This is a genomic window from Oscillibacter sp. KLE 1745 (assembly GCF_000469445.2).
In the GTDB taxonomy this organism is placed as follows: domain Bacteria; phylum Bacillota; class Clostridia; order Oscillospirales; family Oscillospiraceae; genus Oscillibacter; species Oscillibacter welbionis.
Genome location: NZ_KI271710.1, coordinates 5,617 through 20,400, shown reverse-complemented (window position 1 = coordinate 20,400; position 14,784 = coordinate 5,617). Strand labels below are relative to the sequence as shown.

Below are 14,784 nucleotides of genomic sequence, written 5' to 3'. Positions count from 1 at the left end.
CGGCTGTCCAAAAGGACAGCCGGGGCCTTCTGCATACGTGAACAGCAGCGGAGGACTCAGACTCTGGCCACGCCGGAGGCGCGGGCGGCCTGCTCCACAGCGGAGGCCACCGCGTCCCGCACCCGTGGATCGAAGGCGGCGGGGATGATATAGTCGGCAGAGAGGTCGTCTCCCACCAGCTCCGCCAAGGCATGGGCGGCGGCGATCTTCATGGCGTCGTTGATGTCGCTGGCCCGGGCATCGAGGGCGCCCCGGAAGATGCCGGGGAAGGCCAGCACGTTGTTGATCTGGTTGGGATAGTCGCTGCGGCCGGTGGCCACCACCGCCGCACCGCCGGCCCTGGCGTCGTCGGGGAAGATCTCCGGTGTGGGGTTGGCGCAGGCGAAGATGACGGCGCCGGCGTTCATGGTCTGCACCATCTCCTTGGTCACGACGCCGGGGGCGGACACGCCGATGAACACATCGGCTCCCGCCAGCACGTCCGCCAGGGAGCCGGTCCGCTTCTCCGGATTCGTCACCTGGGCCATCTCCTCCTTGATCCAGTTCATGTCGTCGCTGCGGCCGGCGTAGATGGCGCCCTTCCGGTCACAGAGGGTCACGTTCCCTGCCCCGGCGGAGAGCAGCAGCTTCGTGATGGAGACGGCGGCGGCGCCGGCACCGTTGATAACGATTCGGACATCCTCCAGCCGCTTGCCCACCACTTTCAGGGCGTTGGTGAGCCCCGCCAGGGTGATGACGGCGGTGCCGTGCTGATCGTCGTGGAAGATGGGGATGTCGCACCGCTCCTTCAGCTTCCGCTCAATCTCAAAGCACCGGGGGGCGGCGATATCCTCCAGATTCACGCCGCCGAAGGACCCGGCCAGCAGGGCCACGGTGTTCACGATCTCGTCCACGTCGTGGCTGCGGACGCACAGGGGAATGGCGTCCACGCCGCCGAAGGCCTTGAACAGGACGCATTTGCCCTCCATGACGGGCATCCCCGCCTCCGGGCCGATGTCTCCCAGCCCCAGGACGGCGGAGCCGTCGGTGACCACCGCCACGGTGTTCCACCGGCGGGTCAGCTCGTAGCTCTTGCTGATGTCCTTCTGGATCTCCAGGCAGGGCTGGGCCACGCCGGGGGTGTAGGCCAGGGACAGCGCCTCCTTGCTGTCCACCTGGGCCCGGGGCGTCACCTCCAGCTTGCCCCTCCACTCGGAATGCAGGCGCAGGGATTCCTTTGCGTAATCCATGATCGGTACTCCTCTCCATAACGCTCAAAAGTTGTTTTTATTGTACGGGAAAAGCGGACGGTTGTCAATTTCCGGTGCCGGCGGGGCGGGGAAAATCCAGGCGGTCTCTTGCATTCCGGAAGCGCCTGTGGCAAAATAGATGGGACAGAAAAGGAGGCGGTTTCGTGAAGATTTCGACCAAGGGGCGGTACGCCCTGCGCCTGATGATCGATGTGGCGGTCCACGGCGGGGAGGAGTTCGTCTCCTTGAAGGATGTGGCCGCCCGGCAGGGCATTTCCATGAAGTATCTGGAGCAGATCGCGGGTCTGCTGGGAAAGGCGGGATTCCTCCGCAGCGGGCGTGGCGCCCTGGGGGGATATCGTCTGACGAAAGCGCCGGAGGAGTATACCCTGGGCAGTATCCTCCGGCTGACAGAGGGAAATCTGGCCCCGGTGGCCTGCCTGGAGACGGAGGAGAACGCCTGCGAGCGGTGCGGCGTCTGCCCGACCCTGGACTTCTGGACGGGCCTGTATGCGGCCGTGAACGAATATGTAGACCGCTTCACCCTGGCGGATCTGGTGCGGGAGGAATTGGAGAAACAGGGGAGAGCGTCCCGACCCTCCACAGACTGAATGGCAAAACGCCGGCCTCATATAGAGGCCGGCGTTTGTTTGAAAAGCAGGTCAGTCCGTCAGCCCGGCGCAGTCGGCGGGCCGTCCGGAGAGCATCTCCAGCCCGTGGGCGAGCGCGGGGAGGACGGCCTCCAGGTTTTCCCTGGCCGCCTTGGGAGAGCCGGGGAGATTCACGATGAGCGTCCCCTTCCGGATGCCCGCCGCGGCCCGGGACAGCATGGCCCGGTTCGTCACCTGCATGGAGGCGTAGCGCATGGCCTCCGGAATGCCGGGGGTCAGCCGGTCACACACGGCAAGGGTGGCTTCCGGCGTCACATCCCGGGGGGCGAAGCCGGTGCCTCCGGTGGTGACGATGAGATCCACCGGCTCCCGGTCGCACCACTGCCGCAGGGCAGCCTCGATCCGGCCCTTCTCGTCCGGGACAATGGCGGTCTCCGTCACCGCGTACCCGGCGTTTTTCAGAATTTCCACAACCAGAGGCCCGCCCGCGTCAGGGCGCTCTCCCCGGAAACTCCGGTCGCTGACGGTCAGGACAGCGGCTTTGAACATGGTAGATCACTCCTTCACGATTCCAGCAGCAGAATGGCCTCCGGCGGAACGGAGACGGTGAGGCGGTCCTTGTCCGGCACCGCCTGCCAGTTGTCCTTGTCCAGCTCCATCCGCAGCAGGGGCGCTTCCGGCGCCGCGCCCTCCGGCCGCAGCAGCACGATGGTGGAAAACACGTCCTCCACCACCTTTACTGCCGTGCAGGAGAAGGCGTTTTCCGCCCCGGGACCGGCCAGCTGAACATGGTGGGCCCGGATGCCGATCCGGCAGACGCCCTCCGGCACCGGACGGCCGCAGGAGAGCGTCAGTCCCCAGTCCGGAAGAAACACCGCATCCTCCCTTGGCCGGGCGTCGGCATAGTTCTTGCAGCCGGAGAGCCGGGCAGCGGCCTCTGTGCCGGGGCTGCGGAACAGCTCCCCCAGGGTGGTCACAGGCTGGGATCTGCCCCGGTCTATGACACACACCCGGCGGCAGTTCCGGAACACCTCCCCCCGGTCATGGGAGACCCACAGCACCGTGCCCGGGAATCCGCCCAGTGTCTCTGCCAGCTCCAGTTCCAGCTGGTATTTCAGGTAGCTGTCCAGGGCGGAGAAGGGCTCGTCCAGCAGGATGGCCGTGGGCTCCGACGCTAGGATTCGGGCCAGGGCGCACCGCTGCTGCTGCCCGCCGGAGAGCTGCCCCGGCTTCTGGTCTGCCACGGCCTCCAGCCGGAACTGCCGCAGCTTCTCCGCCACCTCTGTTTGGCGGCGGGCCTTGTCCCGTACGGCTGCGGCGATGTTCTGCCGCACCGTCATGTTGGGGAACAGAGCGTACTGCTGGAACAGGTACCCGACCTGCCGCCGCTGGGGCGGCAGGTTGATTCTGGAGGCGCTGTCGTAAAGGGTAACACCGTCCAGCTCGATGTGTCCCTCGTCCGGCGTCAGAATGCCGGCGATGCACTTGAGGGTCACAGACTTGCCGCACCCCGAGGCCCCCAGCAGGGCCAGCGTCTCATCCCCGGCGTCAAACTGGACCGCCAGATGAAAATTTCCCAGGGCCTTTCGGATGTCCACGGAAAGCGCCATTACCGTCTGCCCCCTTTTCCGGCCCGTTTCTGGCGGGCTTCCAGCAGGTTCACTGCCAACAGGAATACAGCGGAGATGGCAATGTTCACCAGCACCCAGCGGAGGGCCTCTGTGTCATTGTCGGTCCGCCAGAGCTGATAGACGGTGGTGGAGATGGTGGCGGTGCGGCCGGGGGTGTAGCCGGCGATCATGGAGGTGGCACCATACTCCCCCAGAGCCCGGGCAAAGGCCAGCACAGTCCCCGCCAGGATGCCCTGGCGGCACACGGGCATCCGCACCCGCCAGAAGATCCAGATATTGGACCGGCCCAGGGTCGCCGCAGCTTCCGCCAGCGTAGGATCGAAGCTCTCAAAGGCCCCCCGGGCGGTACGGTACATCAGGGGGAAGGCCACCACCACCGTGGCAAAGACAGCGGACCACCAGGTCATCACCAGCCTCAGGCCGAAGTGGGCCTGCACCCAGGCGCCGATGGGGCGGTTGGGCCCTAGCAGCACCAGCAGCAGCCAGCCCACCACGGTGGGCGGCAGCACCAGGGGCAGGGTCAGCACCACATCCAGCACGCCCTTCACCAGCCGGGGCAGCTTGGCGATGTAGTACGCCGCCAGGATCCCCAGGAAGAATACCGCCACCGTGGAGATGGCGGCGATCCGCAATGAGTTGTAGAGAGGGGACCAGGCCATAAGGTTCCTTTGGAAAATAAGAAATCCGGAGTTTGGAATGAGGGGATCAAGGGCTGTCAGAAAGCATTTTAAACGATCCAGCCTTATCAGACGCCTATTTCCAATCTGCTTGAACTCACACCATGGGGCTGAAGCCTACCGCCTCGAAGCAGGCCATGGCCTCGTCGGTCGACAGGAAGTCCAGGAAGGCCTTGGCAGCATCGGGATTGGCGCTGTTTTTCATGACGGCGGCGGGGTAGATCACCTGGCCGCACATCTCAGCGGTGGCCTCGTCCACCACGGTCAGACCGGCGGAGAAGGCGTCGGTGGCGTAGATCACGCCGCAGTCCACGGTGCCCTCAGAGACCTGGGTGGTGACCTCCTTCACGTTGGAGCCGTAGGTCAGCACGCCGGAACTGGCCAGGGTTTCCTCATTCAGACCGTAGTAGGTGAAGATCTTCTGAGTGTACTGGCCCACCGGAACGTCGCTGTTGCCCATGGCCAGGAACACATCGCCGCTGGCCAGCAGCCCCGCCAGCTGGTCAAAGGACTCGATGCCCTTGGGGTTGCCCTCGGGAACGGCCAGGGTCACCTTGTTCTCCAGCAGGTCCAGACGGGTGGCGCTATTCACCAGGTCCAGGCCCTCGGTGTTCTCCTCGCCGCCCTCGGCGTCCAACTGGTTCATCTGCTTGGGAGCGGCGGAGATGAACACATCACAGTCGGCTCCCTCCTGGATCTGGGTTTTCAGGGTGCCGGAGGAGTCATAAGTCGCCACGACGGCGACTTCCGGAGCCACGGCCTTGTAGGCCTCGATGACCTGATCCAGGGACTCCTGCATGGAGGCCGCGGCAAAGACGTACAGCTCTACCGGTTTGGCGGTGGTCTCTGTGGTGTCGTCTGTGGTGGTGCTGTCGGTGTCCGCACTGCCGCCGCAGGCGGTCAGGGCCAGCGCCATGGACAGGGCCAGAACGAGGGAGAAAAGCTTTTTCATGGCGAAATCTTCCTTTCTTGATGATAATATGTTGAACCCGGCTTTGCAAGTCCGGTGTCAAACTGACGTGATATTCAAATGAGGATAACGGATGGAAAAAACCTGCGCCGGACGCTCCGGCGCGGGCTGATTTTTACTTTCCAAAGGGGCAGATGGGCCAGCGGCAGGGCTGGCAGCCGAGACACAGGCCGCCCTCCCCCAGGGAGACGATCCACTCCTTGGTGACGCTTACATCCGCCGCCACCCAGGGCAGCACTAGGTCGAAGATGGTGGCCCCGGCGTACATGACGCAGCCGGGCAGGCCCATGACGGGGGTGCCGTCATCGTAGTAGCCCAGCAGGAACATAGCGCCGGGCAGCACCGGGGCGCCGTAGGTGACGATCTTCGCCCCGCTCTGCCTGATCCCGCCGGGGGTGTTATCGTCGGGGTCCACGCTCATACCCCCGGTGCAGAGGATGACTTCCGCCCCAGTCTGCCGGGCTTGGGAGATGGCGCCTGCCACGTTCTCCACCCCATCGCCGGAATAGGAGACGGAGATGGTCTCGATGCCATAGGCGCTCAATTTGTCCTTCACCACCGGAGTGAAGGTGTCTTGGATCAATCCCTTCTTCACCTCGCTGCCGGTGGCCACGATGGCGGCGGTTTTTCGCACCCAGGGCCGCAGCTCCAGCAGGGGGGTATCTCCGGCGGCCGCTTTGGCGGCTGTCAGCTTCTCCTCCGCGATGATCAGGGGGATCACCCGCATCCCCGCCAGCTTGTCGCCTTTTTTGACGGCTGTACCCCCCTTCCGGGTGGCGATCATCAGCTCATCGATGGCGTTTACCGCCCGCAGGGATTCCGACCGGACCAGGAACAGCCCGTCGCAGGATGCCTTCAGCTCGATCTTGCCCTCCTTGACGCCACTCCGCTCCATATTCTCGTTGGCACACAGGGCCAGCAGGCGCTCCGCCCCCTCATCCTCGTGGAGCATCCCAGGCGTCATCTCCCACACGTACAGGTGCTCCTTGCCCATGCCGAGCAGCACCGGGATGTCCTCCGGCGCCACCACATGGCCCTTGCGGAACCGGGCATCCTTGTACTGGTCCTTGATGATCTGGGTCAGGTCGTGGCACAGCACATGGCCCACCGCATCCTCCGTCCGTATCAGCTTCATGCTTCCGCCTCCAGAATCTCGATCTCATCGCCGGGACGGACCACGCCCTCCCGGACCACCACGGCGAAGATGCCCTCCGTGGGCATAACGCACCTGCCCACCGCCTGCTTGATGGCGCAGTCGCTGTGGCACTCCTTGCCGATTTGGGTCACCTCCACCTCCGTCTCACCGATCCGCAGATGGGTGCCCACCGGCAGGTGTTTCAGGTCGATGCCCTCGGTGTTGATGTTCTCCGCAAACACCCCCGGATCCAGTGGGATGGGGCAGCTCGCCCGCATGGTGTCCACGCTCTCCTCCGCCAGCAGGGAGATCTGCCGGTGCCAGTCCCCGGCGTGGGCGTCCCCCACGATGCCGTGGCGGAACTTTAGTTGGATTTCCGGGACGGGGTGCTTCTGCTCCCCCTTCCGCTCGCTGATGTTGACCGATACCACGTTTGCCAACAGGCTCACTCCTTGATCTGGTAATCTCCGCTCTTGCCGCCGGACTTGGACAGCAGGCGGATGTTTTCAATGCGCATGTCCTTTTGGACTGCCTTGCACATGTCATAGATGGTCAGCGCCGCCACGGACACGGCTGTCAGGGCCTCCATCTCCACCCCGGTAACGCCGGTGCAGGTGACGGCGGCCTGGATCTCCACCATGCAAGGGGAATCGGACAGGGCGAAGGTGATGTCGATACCTGTCAGGGGCAGGGGGTGGCACATGGGGATCAGCTCCCAGTTGTGCTTGGCCGCCTGGATGCCCGCCACCTGGGCTACCGCCAGCACGTCACCCTTTTTCAAGGTGCCGTCCTTGATGTTCTGCAATGTCTCCGGGGTCATGTGGATCTCCCCGGCAGCCACTGCCCGGCGGTGGGTGACGGCCTTCTCCGTCACATCCACCATCCTGGCCCGGCCCTGTTCATTGAAATGGGTCAATTCCGCCATGGTGGTCATCCTCCGATCTGATTCATGTTTCGGGGCGTGTCGCTGGACCGTTCTGTGAGATGGTGGCGCTCCGGCTTGTGGAGGATGCCCCGCCGGACGGCGTCCTCCAGCGCCTGGCCGTGGAGGCCCCGGAGGGGGATCTCTTCCCGGCTGTGGAGGCAGCCCTTCAGCTTGCCGTCCGCCGTCACCCGAATCCGGCGGCAGTCCGCGCAGAAGTCGTGGCTCACTGGGGAGATGAGCCCCACTGTCCCCAGCGCGCCGGGCAGCTGGTACCGCCGGGCCACTCCCTGGGCCTCGATGGGTTCCAGCTCTGCCATCCGGTCCAGCACCGTTTCTGCGGGCAGGAAGCGGCTCCGATCCCACCCGGCGCAGGGGCCCATGGGCATCAGCTCGATGAACCGCATCTCCCAGGGATGCTCCCGGCTGAGATTCACAAAATCTTCGATCTCATCGTCGTTGAACCCGCCGATGAGGACGGTGTCAAATTTTAGATTCCGGAATCCAGCCGCCTCCGCAGCTTTAATGCCCGCAAGCACGTCCTGGAGGGTCCCCAGCCGGGTCATGGCGGCGAACCGGTCCGGCCGCAGCGTATCCAGGCTGATGTTCAGCCGGTCCACCCCCGCATCCCGCAGGGGTCTTGCCAGCTGGGGCAGGAGGGAGCCGTTGGTAGTGAGGCACAGCTCCGCCAACCCGGGGATGGCCCGCAGCATCCGGCACAGGTCCGGCAATCCCCGCCGCACCAGAGGCTCCCCGCCGGTGAGGCGGATCTTCTTTACCCCGCACCGAACCGCCGCCGCGGCGATCTCCGCCAGCTCTTCGATGGAGAGAATATCGCTGTGAAGCCGCTTCTCCACGCCCTCGGGCGGCATACAGTATTGGCACCGGTAGTTGCACAGGTCCGTGACGCTGAGCCGCAGGTAGTCGATTGTCCGTCCGCAGCTGTCCCGCATAATGTCCTCCAACCGTGATACTCAAGTGAGATAAACGATATACTATATTATAAGCGCCCTGCGGGAAAAGTCAAGAAAAACGCCCCGGCCAATGTCGGGGCGTGAGCCGAAAAGTATCAGCAGTGAGAGGCCCTCCAGGCGGCAGCCATCCGCACCGACAGCGTCAAGACAATGGCCAGCAGAATGAGGGAGGCGATGCCTGCCATAAGAATCAGAGCCATCAAGGCCCACATGGAGGTCACAGGAATTTCCGGTGCTGAGAGCAAGTCGGCGATGGGCGCGGTCAGCAATCGGTACGCCAGGAATTCAATCCATAGCACGACCAGAATCACTCCATTCCGCCTGGTGGGAGGAAAGGAGAATGTGCAGAAGGAGCGGACAGTCCCAATCAGCAGAGCCAGTATCATCAGCGATTGGATCCACGCTGCAAAGGTATAGACGGGGGTTCCGACTTCCTCCCAAGAGAACGTGAAAAAGAAAAGATTCCAGCTGATGCGGGTGCCATAGTAGCAAAAGATGTAAACCGCCAAGTACGCTGCCCAGGCGCACCACAGCCCCGGCCGCTTTCGGACGAGAAAGCAGATGATCCCGCACACTAGAAACGGAACGGCCAGGATCAGGCCGACGAGGATCCCACCCAGCACCGTAGGGATCAGAAATGCCAGAAAGGCCATGCAGAAGAGGATGATCCCGGCGATCTTCCGACCCGGCATTGACGGAGACACCATGACCGGAGGCGTCTCCACCTTCAGTTGGGGCTCTGCTCCCGTCACCAGTTCATCCAGCGTCACACGGAAGAGCTGGCTCAGCTTTATCAGCTTGTCCAGGTCCGGCACACTGGAATCCGTCTCCCACTTGCTGACGGACTGGCGGCTCACCTCCAGCACTTCCGCCAGGTCCCCCTGAGACAGGCGTTTCTCCGCCCGCAGGCGGCTGATGTTGGTTCCAAGGCTCATACCGCGCCCTCCTTTGTGGTTCCAGTATAGTGGGAGAGTGGGCAAAAGTCCACCAAGGGGACCTGAAAATTTGGCAACTGGCAGTTGCACACTGCCAAAAGCCTGAAAAACAGGCAGTCCCGGCGGACTTGCTTGACGAGGAACGGAGGAGGTGCTATTCTATGAAAAGAAGAACGATAGAGGGAGAATGCGCCATGACCCTTTCCCAGCTGCTGGATATCCGTCCCGGTGTCACTGCCGTCATCGGCGGCGGGGGAAAGACCACTCTCCTGCGGACCCTGGGCGAGGAGCTGGCCGGACAGCATCCGGTCCTGCTGTGCACCACCACCAAGATTCTCCCGTTTTCGGACCTGCCCTGCGCCCGGACAGCGGCGGAGCTGGACGAACTGCGCAGGGCGCATCAGCTGCTGTGTGCCGGGACAGACGAACCGGGAACGGGTAAGCTGACGGCCCCAGAGACGCCCATGGCGGTGCTGGCGGAGCAATTCGACTACATTCTGGTGGAGGCGGACGGCGCTGCCCGCCGTCCCCTGAAGGCGCACGCCCCCCACGAGCCGGTGATCCCAACTGAGGCCAATCAGACCATCTGCGTGGTGGGGGCCTCCGGCTTCGGCCGTCCCATCGCTGCGGCCGCTCACCGGCCGGAGCGGTACGCGCTTCTTGCGGGGGTGCCGGAGGCGGCGGAGGCCACGCCGGAGGCCGAGGCGAGGGTGCTTCGATCCGAAGATCTGCACACGAAAGTTTATGTCAATCAGGTGGAGACGCTGTGGAATCTGGCAGATGCCAGGGCCCTGGCGCGCCTGATGGACTGTCCGGTTCTGGCCGGCAGTCTGTGGAGGAGGGAGTATTTTCTATGCTGGTAATCATCCGAGGCGCCGGTGATTTGGCCACCGGTATTGCTCTTCGGCTGAAAAGGGCGCATATATCGGTGATTATGACCGATATACCGGCCCCAACTGCCATCCGGCGGACCGTAGCCTTCTCCCAGGCCATCGTGTTGGGAGAGACAAAGGTGGAGGATGTCACCGCCCGCCGGGCGGAGACACCGGAGGCGGCTATGGCCCTTTTGCAAGAGAATGTAGTCCCGGTGCTGGCGGACCCGGAGGGGATCTGTATCCCAGTTTTGAAGCCGGACGCGGTGGTGGACGCCATCCTGGCCAAGCGGAATCTGGGCACCCGGATCACCGATGCCCCGGTGGTCATCGGCGTGGGGCCGGGCTTCACTGCCGGGGTGGACTGTCACGCGGTGGTGGAGACCATGCGGGGCCACACGCTGGGCCGGGTGATCCATGCGGGCAGTGCGCTGCCCAATACCGGGATCCCGGGGCTCATCGGCGGCTTTGCCGGGGAACGAGTGCTGCGGGCCCCGGCGGACGGCGTGTTTCACCAGCTGCTGGACATTGGCGCCCAGGTGCGGCAGGGGGATGTGGCCGCCACGGTGAACGGCGTGCCCATGACCTGCACCCTGGACGGCGTCCTGCGGGGTATCCTGCCGGATGATACCCCGGTGCACAAAGGGATGAAGGCCGGGGACATCGACCCCCGCTGCAAGGTGGAGCACTGCTATACCGCCAGCGACAAGGCCCTGGCCATTGGCGGCGGTGTGCTGGAGGCGATTTTGGACCTGACGGGAGCGCTGAAAGACCGCGCAGGTGGGTATTCCGGTTAGGTGCAGCCTGTCGGGGACGATCAAACTGAGGAAACGGGAGGAAGAATCATGCCTGAAAATGATGTCAAGCTGACGAAGCTGGCCAAGTGTGCCGGGTGCGGCGCCAAAGTGGGGGCCGGTGTGCTGGCCCAGCTGCTGGACGGCATCCAGGTGCATCGGGACCCCAATCTGCTGGTGGGGTTCGACAAGAGCGACGACGCCTCGGTCTATAAGGTCAGCGACGATCTGGCCCTGGTGCAGACGGTGGATTTCTTCCCGCCCATTGCCGACGACCCGTACCTGTTCGGACAGATCGCGGCCACCAACGCCCTCTCCGATGTGTACGCCATGGGCGGCGAGCCCAAGCTGTGCCTGAACATCATGGCCGTGCCGGAGTCCATGCCGAAAGAGGCGGTGCACCAGCTGTTGCGAGGCGGCTATAACAAGGTGTATGAGGCGGGGGCGCTCATCACCGGCGGCCACAGCATCCTGGACGACGAGCCCAAGTACGGCCTGGCGGTCACCGGCTTCGTCCATCCGGACCGGGTGCTGACCAACTCCGGCGCCCGGCCGGGGGACGTGCTGTTGCTGACGAAGCCCATCGGCATTGGCGTCCTCACCACTGCACAGAAGGCGGAGATGCTGTCGGTCGAGGGGCGGGCTTTGGCAGAGGAACTGATGACCACCCTGAACAAGTCCGCCCGGGACGCCATGGTGAAGTACCGCGTCCACGCCTGCACGGATGTAACGGGCTTTGGCCTGCTGGGCCACAGCTATGAGATGGCCCAGGGCAGCGATGTGGAGCTGGAGCTGGAGGTGGACGCCATCGACCTGATTCCGGAGGCGCTGGAGTTTGCAAACATGGGTCTGCTGCCGGCGGGGATGTACCGTAACCGCGCCTTTGCGGAGGTGGGCGTGGATGCAGGTGAGACCGCGCTGTGCAGACAGGACCTGCTCTATGATCCCCAGACCGCTGGGGGCCTCCTCATGGCCGTGGACCCGGCAGACGCGGAGGCGCTGCACCGGGAGCTGCAGGGCCGCGTTCCCAGTGCCCAGCGGATCGGCGTCGTGAAGGCCTACCGAGGCGGGAAACGCATCTTCCTGCGGTGAAAGTCGAAAATGGGAAACAGGTGCCTGCCGGATTTCTGGCAGGCACCTGTTTTGCGCCCGTACCGGGCGGAACCCTTAAACGGGCAGGCGCAGGAGCGCGGCGGCGGCCTGGAAGTAGATCAGCACCGCCCCGGCATCCACAATGGTAGTGATGAGGGGGGAGGCCATGATGGCCGGATCCATGTGGAGCTGCTTGGCGGCAATGGGCAGCATACAGCCCACCAGCTTGGCCAGCACCACCGTGGCCGCCAGGGACAGGGAGATCACCAGGGCGATGGCGCTGTCATGGTACTGAAGGTAGATCCGCAGGCCGTTGGCCGCGGCTAGGACGGCGCTGACGATGGCGGCTACCGCCAGCTCCTTGCGGATCACCCGCAGCGCGTCCCGGGGGCGGATCTCTTCCAGAGCCAGTCCCCGGATCACCAGCGTGGCGCTCTGGGAGCCGCAGTTTCCGCCGGTGTCCATCAGCATGGGTAGAAAGGCCACCAGCAGGGGCACGGCGGAGATGGCGTCCTCGTACCGGGTGATGATAGAGCCGGTGATGGCGGCGGACAGCATCAAAATCAGCAGCCACACTACCCGATGGCGGGCGTGCTCCCAGGCGGAGGCGGCGAAGTAGGGCTTCTCGTCCGGCGTCACCGCCGCCATGATGGAGAGATCCTCTGCGGCGGCCTCCGTCAGGACATCCATGGCATCATCCACGGTGACGATGCCCACCATCCGCTCCTCTCCATCCAGCACCGGCAAGGCCAGCAGGTCATATTTCGCCAGGAGCCGGGCGGCCTCTTCCCGGTCTGTGAGCGTACCCACAGATACCACATCCGTGACCATCAGGTCCGCCACAGCGGCATCCTCCGCGGCTGTCAGCAGGTCCTTGGCCGACACCACGCCCAGCAGCTGCCGGTGCTCCAGCACATAGCAGGTGTAGACCGTCTCCTTGTGGATTCCGGTGCGGCGGATGGTATCCAGCGCCTGCCGGACCGTATCGCCCGGCCGGAGGGAGACAAACTCCGGCGTCATGACGCTGCCGGCACTGTCCGCCGGATAGCGCAGCAGGGCATTTACCGCCATACGGCGCTGAGGGCTGGCGGAGCGGAGGATGCGGGTCACCAGGTTAGCGGGAAGCTCCTCCAGAAAATCCGCCGCGTCGTCCAGATGCAGGGCGTCAAAAATCTGCTGCAGCTCCCCGTCCGCGAAAGAGCGGGCCAGGGTGGCCTGAGTGGGACCGGGGAGATAGGAGAACACATCTGCCGCCAGGTCCTTGGGCAGCGTGCGGAACACCGCCGCCTGCCGGGCACTGTCCTCCACGGAGTCCAGGAGGGCGGCGATGTCCACGGCACCGCGGCCCTGCCAAAGGGCGCGTAGCGCCTCGCCGTCCCGGCTCTCCAAAAGCTGAAAGATCTGATCCTTGTTGAACATGGTCATAGTCGTTACCTCGCTTTCGTCTGTATTGTCTGGGTGGCTGACTGGCGCTTTCCATGGTCCGCACCTCCTTTCTGCATAAAACTCTATGCGCGTTCGCGCGTTAGGAACATCGGCTGTGTGAGGTTTTGCGTATCCTTTCCAGCTGCCCCGAAGGGACGGGGAAATGGCGCGTTTGAATTTTTGGCCGTGCTTTTCCGCAGCAAAAAAATCCCTGCCGGAAATCCGGCAGGGAGAGCTGCACACAATGGGCGTCTTCGTCCAAGCTTTAGCTTCACGGGGCGTAGCAACTGCGTTAAGCGGCGCCTTGTTGTCGACGCGGCCTGTTGACCAGCTGGTTGTGTCTCCACAACTGTGCGGCAGCAGTCTTTGGATGATTCCGAATCCCCGTGGTAGCCTCACCTACCGATTCGCCGTCATTATAACCGCCTGGACGGACGTTTGTCAACCCCGTCGCCTCAAAAAAATTTTCGCCATGACCTCACAGCGCCTTCCGGTGCTGGTTCATGATACGGGCGAACAGCACGCCGTTGGAGGGCGGGGTGTATGTAATGGCATTGGCTCCGGCCTGGATGGTGCGGAGGATCGACTCCTCTGTGGGGCCGCCGGTGGCGATGATGGGAACCTTCGGGAAGTCCCGGCGGATCTCCGCCACGATCTCCGGCGTGGCGGCGGCGCCGGAGACATTGAGAAAGTCGGCTCCCGCCTCCAGGCGGCTGCCGATGTCCGTGTGAGCGGAGACCACCGTGATGACCACGGGAATGTCCACCACCTTTTTGATCTGGCGGATGACATCGTCGGAGGTGGGGGCATTCAGCACCACGCCGTAGGCACCCTGGTGCTCGGACTGGATGGCCAGCCGGACGGAGCGGGAGCCGGTGGTGATTCCGCCGCCCACGCCCACGAATACCGGCACGTCGGACACGCTGATGATGGCCTGGGAGATCACCGGCTGGGGCGTGAAGGGATAGACGGCGATGATGGCGTCCGCGTTGATGTTCTTGATGATGGCTACATCGGTGGAAAAGGCCAGGGACTTGATGCGCCGGCCGAAAATACGGATGCCGCTGCACTCGCTGACGCAGGCGGGGATGGTCAGGGAGTGATTGCGCAGCGTCCCAGTGTAGGAGGGGACCTGTTTTGCCATAGGGACTCCTTTCTCCCGGCGGCAGAACGCCGGGCACAGGTGGTTGTTCACGGGCAAATTATACCGCAGGAAGCCACGCGGGACAAGCCCGGATCCGGGCTTGCTTTTTTTCCGGCGGGAGATATACTGTTAAGAGACGAGATGTGTCGGGACGGCACAGGGGAACAGGAGGACGGCTATGGATCGCTTTTCCATTCTGGTGGGAGATATCACCCGTTCGGACGCGGAGGCCATTGTCAACGCGGCCAATCCCACGCTGCTGGGCGGCGCCGGGGTGGACGGGGCCATCCACGCGGCGGCGGGGCCGGAGCTGCTGGCGGAGTGCCGGACGCTGGGGGGCTGCGAGCGGGGGCGGGCCAAGCTGACGGCGGGC

General features: G+C 64.1%; 17 protein-coding genes and 1 riboswitch. Of the genes, 5 read left to right on the top strand and 12 right to left on the bottom strand.

The window, feature by feature from the left end; translation table 11 throughout:
• Nucleotides 1-56 precede the first annotated feature (56 nt).
• Complete coding sequence (locus HMPREF1546_RS06095) at nucleotides 57-1,229, bottom strand: NADP-dependent malic enzyme (RefSeq protein ID WP_021749834.1); 1,173 nt, start codon at nucleotides 1,227-1,229, stop codon at nucleotides 57-59.
• Between the two features lie 164 nt (nucleotides 1,230-1,393).
• Here HMPREF1546_RS06095 and HMPREF1546_RS06090 point away from each other — a divergent pair, with 164 nt between their 5' ends.
• Entirely contained in the window at nucleotides 1,394-1,840 is a 447-nt protein-coding gene (locus HMPREF1546_RS06090; RefSeq protein WP_021749835.1) for an Rrf2 family transcriptional regulator, read from the top strand.
• Between the two features lie 51 nt (nucleotides 1,841-1,891).
• On the opposite strand, the gene HMPREF1546_RS06085 is transcribed toward HMPREF1546_RS06090, so the two are convergent.
• The 9 genes from HMPREF1546_RS06085 to HMPREF1546_RS06045 form a co-directional block, all read right to left on the bottom strand.
• Entirely contained in the window at nucleotides 1,892-2,389 is a 498-nt protein-coding gene (locus tag HMPREF1546_RS06085; protein WP_021749836.1) for a molybdenum cofactor biosynthesis protein B, read from the bottom strand.
• Between the two features lie 14 nt (nucleotides 2,390-2,403).
• A complete protein-coding gene (locus HMPREF1546_RS06080; protein WP_021749837.1) occupies nucleotides 2,404-3,450 on the bottom strand; it encodes a sulfate/molybdate ABC transporter ATP-binding protein in 1,047 nt (348 codons plus the stop codon).
• Nucleotides 3,450-4,130, bottom strand: a complete 681-nt coding sequence (gene modB, locus HMPREF1546_RS06075; RefSeq protein WP_021749838.1) for a molybdate ABC transporter permease subunit — start codon at nucleotides 4,128-4,130, stop codon at nucleotides 3,450-3,452. Before modB ends, HMPREF1546_RS06080 begins: the two co-directional genes overlap by 1 nt.
• 115 nt (nucleotides 4,131-4,245) lie before the next feature.
• A complete protein-coding gene (gene modA / locus HMPREF1546_RS06070; RefSeq protein WP_021749839.1) occupies nucleotides 4,246-5,100 on the bottom strand; it encodes a molybdate ABC transporter substrate-binding protein in 855 nt (284 codons plus the stop codon).
• A 133-nt stretch (nucleotides 5,101-5,233) separates the two neighbouring features.
• Complete coding sequence (locus HMPREF1546_RS06065; RefSeq protein ID WP_021749840.1) at nucleotides 5,234-6,253, bottom strand: molybdopterin-binding protein; 1,020 nt, start codon at nucleotides 6,251-6,253, stop codon at nucleotides 5,234-5,236.
• Entirely contained in the window at nucleotides 6,250-6,693 is a 444-nt protein-coding gene (locus tag HMPREF1546_RS06060; protein ID WP_025544848.1) for an MOSC domain-containing protein, read from the bottom strand. Before HMPREF1546_RS06060 ends, HMPREF1546_RS06065 begins: the two co-directional genes overlap by 4 nt.
• Nucleotides 6,694-6,698: 5 nt before the next feature.
• A complete protein-coding gene (gene moaC / locus HMPREF1546_RS06055; protein WP_036630603.1) occupies nucleotides 6,699-7,178 on the bottom strand; it encodes a cyclic pyranopterin monophosphate synthase MoaC in 480 nt (159 codons plus the stop codon).
• A 5-nt stretch (nucleotides 7,179-7,183) separates the two neighbouring features.
• Complete coding sequence (gene moaA, locus HMPREF1546_RS06050) at nucleotides 7,184-8,128, bottom strand: GTP 3',8-cyclase MoaA (RefSeq protein WP_021749843.1); 945 nt, start codon at nucleotides 8,126-8,128, stop codon at nucleotides 7,184-7,186.
• Nucleotides 8,129-8,244: 116 nt separating this feature from the next.
• The gene (locus HMPREF1546_RS06045) at nucleotides 8,245-9,084 is read right to left on the bottom strand and encodes a helix-turn-helix domain-containing protein (protein WP_021749844.1); all 840 of its coding nucleotides are present in this window, start codon (nucleotides 9,082-9,084) and stop codon (nucleotides 8,245-8,247) included.
• Between the two features lie 161 nt (nucleotides 9,085-9,245).
• Here HMPREF1546_RS06045 and yqeC point away from each other — a divergent pair, with 161 nt between their 5' ends.
• Genes yqeC through selD form a run of 3 tightly spaced genes read left to right on the top strand, consistent with a single transcriptional unit; the run spans nucleotide 9,246 to nucleotide 11,842 of the window.
• Nucleotides 9,246-9,947, top strand: a complete 702-nt coding sequence (yqeC, locus tag HMPREF1546_RS06040) for a selenium cofactor biosynthesis protein YqeC (RefSeq protein ID WP_301546151.1) — start codon at nucleotides 9,246-9,248, stop codon at nucleotides 9,945-9,947.
• Nucleotides 9,938-10,753, top strand: a complete 816-nt coding sequence (yqeB, locus tag HMPREF1546_RS06035; protein WP_021749846.1) for a selenium-dependent molybdenum cofactor biosynthesis protein YqeB — start codon at nucleotides 9,938-9,940, stop codon at nucleotides 10,751-10,753. The genes yqeC and yqeB overlap by 10 nt, the downstream gene beginning before the upstream one ends.
• A 48-nt stretch (nucleotides 10,754-10,801) precedes the next feature.
• Nucleotides 10,802-11,842 (top strand): selenide, water dikinase SelD, encoded by a 1,041-nt coding sequence (selD, locus tag HMPREF1546_RS06030; RefSeq protein ID WP_036630608.1) that lies wholly within the window; start codon nucleotides 10,802-10,804, stop codon nucleotides 11,840-11,842.
• 75 nt (nucleotides 11,843-11,917) lie between these two features.
• On the opposite strand, the gene mgtE is transcribed toward selD, so the two are convergent.
• Both mgtE and HMPREF1546_RS06020 read right to left on the bottom strand, forming a co-directional pair.
• On the bottom strand, nucleotides 11,918-13,267 hold the full coding sequence (mgtE, locus tag HMPREF1546_RS06025) for a magnesium transporter (RefSeq protein WP_021749848.1): 1,350 nt from the start codon (nucleotides 13,265-13,267) through the stop codon (nucleotides 11,918-11,920).
• A gap of 243 nt (nucleotides 13,268-13,510) precedes the next feature.
• Nucleotides 13,511-13,681, bottom strand: a riboswitch (M-box (ykoK) riboswitch).
• Between the two features lie 64 nt (nucleotides 13,682-13,745).
• The gene (locus HMPREF1546_RS06020) at nucleotides 13,746-14,411 is read right to left on the bottom strand and encodes a hypothetical protein (RefSeq protein ID WP_021749849.1); all 666 of its coding nucleotides are present in this window, start codon (nucleotides 14,409-14,411) and stop codon (nucleotides 13,746-13,748) included.
• A 178-nt stretch (nucleotides 14,412-14,589) separates the two neighbouring features.
• Between HMPREF1546_RS06020 and HMPREF1546_RS06015 the strand changes: the two genes are divergently transcribed.
• A partial coding sequence (locus HMPREF1546_RS06015; protein ID WP_021749850.1) for a macro domain-containing protein occupies nucleotides 14,590-14,784 on the top strand: 195 nt, incomplete at its 3' end.

Bases quoted from the DNA above. Each gene is read 5' to 3' on its own strand.
- HMPREF1546_RS06095 (WP_021749834.1), bottom strand. From the start codon at position 1,229: ATGGATTACGCAAAGGAATCCCTGCGCCTGCATTCCGAGTGGAGGGGC.
- HMPREF1546_RS06085 (WP_021749836.1), bottom strand. From the start codon at position 2,389: ATGTTCAAAGCCGCTGTCCTGACCGTCAGCGACCGGAGTTTCCGGGGA.
- HMPREF1546_RS06080 (WP_021749837.1), bottom strand. From the start codon at position 3,450: ATGGCGCTTTCCGTGGACATCCGAAAGGCCCTGGGAAATTTTCATCTG.
- modB (WP_021749838.1), bottom strand. From the start codon at position 4,130: ATGGCCTGGTCCCCTCTCTACAACTCATTGCGGATCGCCGCCATCTCC.
- modA (WP_021749839.1), bottom strand. From the start codon at position 5,100: ATGAAAAAGCTTTTCTCCCTCGTTCTGGCCCTGTCCATGGCGCTGGCC.
- HMPREF1546_RS06065 (WP_021749840.1), bottom strand. From the start codon at position 6,253: ATGAAGCTGATACGGACGGAGGATGCGGTGGGCCATGTGCTGTGCCAC.
- moaC (WP_036630603.1), bottom strand. From the start codon at position 7,178: ATGGCGGAATTGACCCATTTCAATGAACAGGGCCGGGCCAGGATGGTG.
- moaA (WP_021749843.1), bottom strand. From the start codon at position 8,128: ATGCGGGACAGCTGCGGACGGACAATCGACTACCTGCGGCTCAGCGTC.
- HMPREF1546_RS06045 (WP_021749844.1), bottom strand. From the start codon at position 9,084: ATGAGCCTTGGAACCAACATCAGCCGCCTGCGGGCGGAGAAACGCCTG.
- yqeC (WP_301546151.1), top strand. From the start codon at position 9,246: ATGAAAAGAAGAACGATAGAGGGAGAATGCGCCATGACCCTTTCCCAG.
- yqeB (WP_021749846.1), top strand. From the start codon at position 9,938: ATGCTGGTAATCATCCGAGGCGCCGGTGATTTGGCCACCGGTATTGCT.
- selD (WP_036630608.1), top strand. From the start codon at position 10,802: ATGCCTGAAAATGATGTCAAGCTGACGAAGCTGGCCAAGTGTGCCGGG.
- mgtE (WP_021749848.1), bottom strand. From the start codon at position 13,267: ATGACCATGTTCAACAAGGATCAGATCTTTCAGCTTTTGGAGAGCCGG.
- HMPREF1546_RS06020 (WP_021749849.1), bottom strand. From the start codon at position 14,411: ATGGCAAAACAGGTCCCCTCCTACACTGGGACGCTGCGCAATCACTCC.